Origin of the sequence: Nonlabens sp. (assembly GCF_047636915.1) — a bacterium.
In the GTDB taxonomy this organism is placed as follows: domain Bacteria; phylum Bacteroidota; class Bacteroidia; order Flavobacteriales; family Flavobacteriaceae; genus Nonlabens.
The window spans coordinates 1-3,652 of record NZ_JBLIGN010000150.1 but is presented as its reverse complement, the minus strand read 5'-3'; the positions used below and the strand labels follow the sequence as shown (position 1 = coordinate 3,652).

At 34.7% G+C, this 3,652-nt stretch carries 3 protein-coding genes; 1 reads left to right on the top strand and 2 read right to left on the bottom strand.

The genetic code is table 11. The features are described 5' to 3' along the window. The first annotated feature begins 148 nt into the window (after positions 1-148). Positions 149-736 (top strand): outer membrane beta-barrel protein, encoded by a 588-nt coding sequence (locus tag ACJAT0_RS12990; protein ID WP_415181998.1) that lies wholly within the window; start codon positions 149-151, stop codon positions 734-736. A gap of 689 nt (positions 737-1,425) precedes the next feature. Here ACJAT0_RS12990 and ACJAT0_RS12985 read toward each other — a convergent pair. Both ACJAT0_RS12985 and ACJAT0_RS12980 read right to left on the bottom strand, forming a co-directional pair. Further along, on the bottom strand, positions 1,426-1,917 hold the full coding sequence (locus tag ACJAT0_RS12985) for a CIA30 family protein (RefSeq protein ID WP_374002894.1): 492 nt from the start codon (positions 1,915-1,917) through the stop codon (positions 1,426-1,428). A gap of 228 nt (positions 1,918-2,145) precedes the next feature. Beyond that, the coding region (locus tag ACJAT0_RS12980) for an ABC transporter substrate-binding protein (protein ID WP_415181997.1) at positions 2,146-3,652 on the bottom strand (1,507 nt) is incomplete at its 5' end.

Here is a 3,652-nt window from a genome sequence, read left to right as displayed (position 1 = left end):
GTATAAATATATTTTAACCATCATGGGATCACATAGCATTTGATGTTAAACTTCATATTGCACATTTTCCTTACCTTGGGTTTCTGTATAAAAAGTCCTTTTATTCAATAATTTGATTGAGACTTCTTATACATAAAAACTTACAATTATGGAAAAGTACCTTATGATTTGTTTTTTACTAGTCGCTTCAATCGGGCTAGCTCAGAAGGAAAGTGGTTTAGGAATAACAGCAGGTTTAAATTATGGTTCTACGGGTAGTTTAAGAGCAAATGGACAGACTATTATTGATGACCCTAAAGAGAAAGCGGGTTATCACATAGGGGTATACTGGAAATTAGATCTAATGGTAGTGTATTTAAGACCAGAACTTAAATATACTGTGTTGAATAACGAGTATAATGGGAGTCATTTTGGTATGCAAAAAATAGATGTACCCTTATTGATAGGAACTAAAATTATAGGTCCATTACGTGTCTTTGCAGGCCCTTCATTACAATACGTTATCGACACAGATTTACAGGATATAGAGGTAAGTAATGTTGAAAAGGATTTTACCATTGGAGTTCAATTCGGATTAGGGGTGAATTTAGGTAATCTGGGGATAGATGTAAGGTACGAACGTGGTTTTACAAAAAATGAAATTGAGTACTTAGCAGACACTGTTCAATTTAACGGGCCAGCAACCATTGATTCAAGACCGCAACAAATAATTTTAGCCATAAGTATAAAGCTATAGATGCTTTTATTCATGCCGGGGTTTTTTAAAGTGCTGATTTTTATCTTTGCTTGGTAGGAGTTGATTTATTCTTTGAAAATATATTTTGTATGCGTAATCTTTTAAGAATTTTCTAAACATAAATATTCGATCTCGTTAAGAAGATTCTCTTTTGGCCTAATTTCATATCTAATATAAATGTACCTGCTGTGCTGGTATTTTTGTGTTCTGTAAAATAGGTATCGTTTTTTACAGGGCTAATGGTGTAAAAAATTAGTGAATATCTTACTTTTCTTGAACATTTTTTAACGCTAGCAATATCCTGTTTTAGAATGCTTATCTGCTCATCTGTCAACCAATAGAATTGGTTTTGTGTTTTTTCTTAAAGCCGACCTGATACAGCATTTTTTGTGTCCAATGTAATCAGTTTACAGATAGTTCTCACATCTAAGCCACTTTGATGTTTGTGTTCCTTTATTTAGGGATACTTATATTCTGAGGTCATTATACAATACACTCGAGGTATTGGTATCGCATTTAATGAAGTCGAGCTGCTTGGTGAGAGTTATCTAAATATAAATTTTAAGAGGTTTAGATTGTGTTTATGTCTTAAAGAAGAGGTCACTTTTTAAATGAAGACTCCAGACACTTTTTAAGGAAAAAAAGGTCTGGAGAATAGGTGCTTAAAGGAATAAATTTATCAATTAAATTTAGGCCAATTCAATTTTATCAATCAATAACTGGAAGGATACTTCTTCGTTTCCTATAAAAAAATAGAGCTCATCTATAAAAGTATGATCAAAATTATCCATGTTCAAGTGACGTCCTTTAAAAGAGGGAACCATTTGATCTAGTTCCAATTCTACTGTTTCCCATTCACCAGTGGTGGGGAAAGCAATGATGTAAGAATGACCATCAGAAGCAGTTTCCTTAAAACGCAATTGAAATTCATTCCCATCGCCTTTTACTCTTAATATTGCCTTAGTGGAATCTCCTAATTTAGTGTCCGGGCAGGCACAACGCACAGAGGCAAAACCGCCATTTTTTTCTAAGGATACATTACCGCTAAAACACGCATGCCCGTCACTATTAAGCTCGATGGAGCTTTTAGAAATGCCGCCCATAACGGTGTCGTTTATAATAGTCCAGTCTTCTAATTCAGTTTTGGAAGAAAAATCAATTAACATAGTGTTGATCATCATAAGGGTAATTAATAAATAGTATTTATTGTTAAGTCTCTTTTTAAAGGTTTCTTTGTAAGAGCTGCCGTGGTATAAGATCCTTGAGCAGATTACAAAGTTAATTCAATTATTGCTCTGCTGGAGTACTATTAACCGCAATTCTACAATAATCTAAAACTATAACAGGTCAACGCAGGTTTCCTTATATACAAATGTTAAAAATTCATATAGGAAAATTCAGTTTTAATTTTAATAGTCACGGGAATCATTTTTTTTTACTCGAGTTAAGTCCAGCATATTTATGGCATCACCTTTTAAGTTGATCACTTGCTTAGAAATAAACCTCACACTTTGATCATAGTATAAAGGAATAATAGGAGCTTCTTCCATGACCATACTATCCATTTTTATATAAAGTTCTTTTCTTTTTTTAGCCGCTCCTGTTTTTAAAGATTCTTCATAAAACAAGTCATAAGTGGGGTTTTTAAAATGTGTGTAATTGGGTCCATTTGGAGCAAAATTTTTAGAATAAAAAAGAGACAAATAATTCTCTGCATCAGGATAGTCTGCAATCCAGCTCGATCTAAAAACACCCAGCTGACCTGACTTACGCGCCTGTCTTAATGAAGAAGGTGTCATGACCTCTATTTGAACTTGAATACCTATATTTTGTAGTTCCTTTTGTATAAACTCACAAAGGTCTAAATAATTTGCGCCTGTACTTATGGTAATGGAAGGATTTTGTTGTCCAGTTTTCTCCTTGTAAGCGGCAACAAGGGACCTTGCTCGGTCTGGATCATAGGAATATCCTTTTACCACACCACCAGCGGGGATACCCATAGGTATAAAACCGTTATGAGCTGGCGTACCTATATTGTTACGTAGGTATTTGATCATCTTGTCTCGGTCAAAACCTAAGTTCATAGCTTGACGCAATTTTTTACTTTGTAATTCTGGTGTTTTATGGTCTATTTTAATACCGAGGTACTCTGTATTAAGAAAAGGTGCTTTTTCAAGATGCACCGTTGCCTTGTATTTTTCTTGTAATTCTCCAGCGGTAGTTAGTAACTCGTCTTTATAACTCGGGTCGATAGCATTTATAAAATCTAGATTTCCTTGGGCAAATTCTAAGAATTCACTTTGTTTGTCTGTTTTAAAAGTAATCGCTACAGCTTCTAAATAGGGTAAAGATTTTCCTTCTAGGTCTTTTTCAAAATACAAATTATTTTTGCGCAATACCATTTTTACATTTTCTTGCCATCTTTTTAGATAGAAAGGTCCAGTGCCTATGGGTTGCTCTCTTAAATTGCTGCTTCCGTAAGGGACGACGCTACAATATTTCATGCTGAGCAATCCTAAAAATGCTGGAAAGGCTTGTTTTAAGGTGATCTGCAGTTGTAACGGTGCAATGGCTTTGATATGTTCTACGTTACTCATTACCCATGCTCCAGGAGAAGCTAGCTCTGGGTTTGATAAACGTTCTAAAGAAAATTTAAAGTCTTGTGCTGTTATGGTTCTCGCTTTCGCGAAAGCGTCATTGAAATAAATATCCTTTTGAATATAAAAGGTATAAATAGTAGCCGTCGTATCGATCTTCCAGTGTGATGCTAGGTCAGCAACTACTTCTAGATCTTCATCCAGTTTCACCAGTCCATTGTAAAGAAGGTTACATACCCATATATTACGCTGGTCCTTTGCAAAAGCAGGATCTAAGCTGGTTACATTGGCGTGCTCATTATATCTAAAAACAGTTTGT

Bases quoted from the DNA above. Each gene is read 5' to 3' on its own strand.
- ACJAT0_RS12985 (WP_374002894.1), bottom strand. From the start codon at position 1,917: ATGATGATCAACACTATGTTAATTGATTTTTCTTCCAAAACTGAATTA.
- ACJAT0_RS12990 (WP_415181998.1), top strand. From the start codon at position 149: ATGGAAAAGTACCTTATGATTTGTTTTTTACTAGTCGCTTCAATCGGG.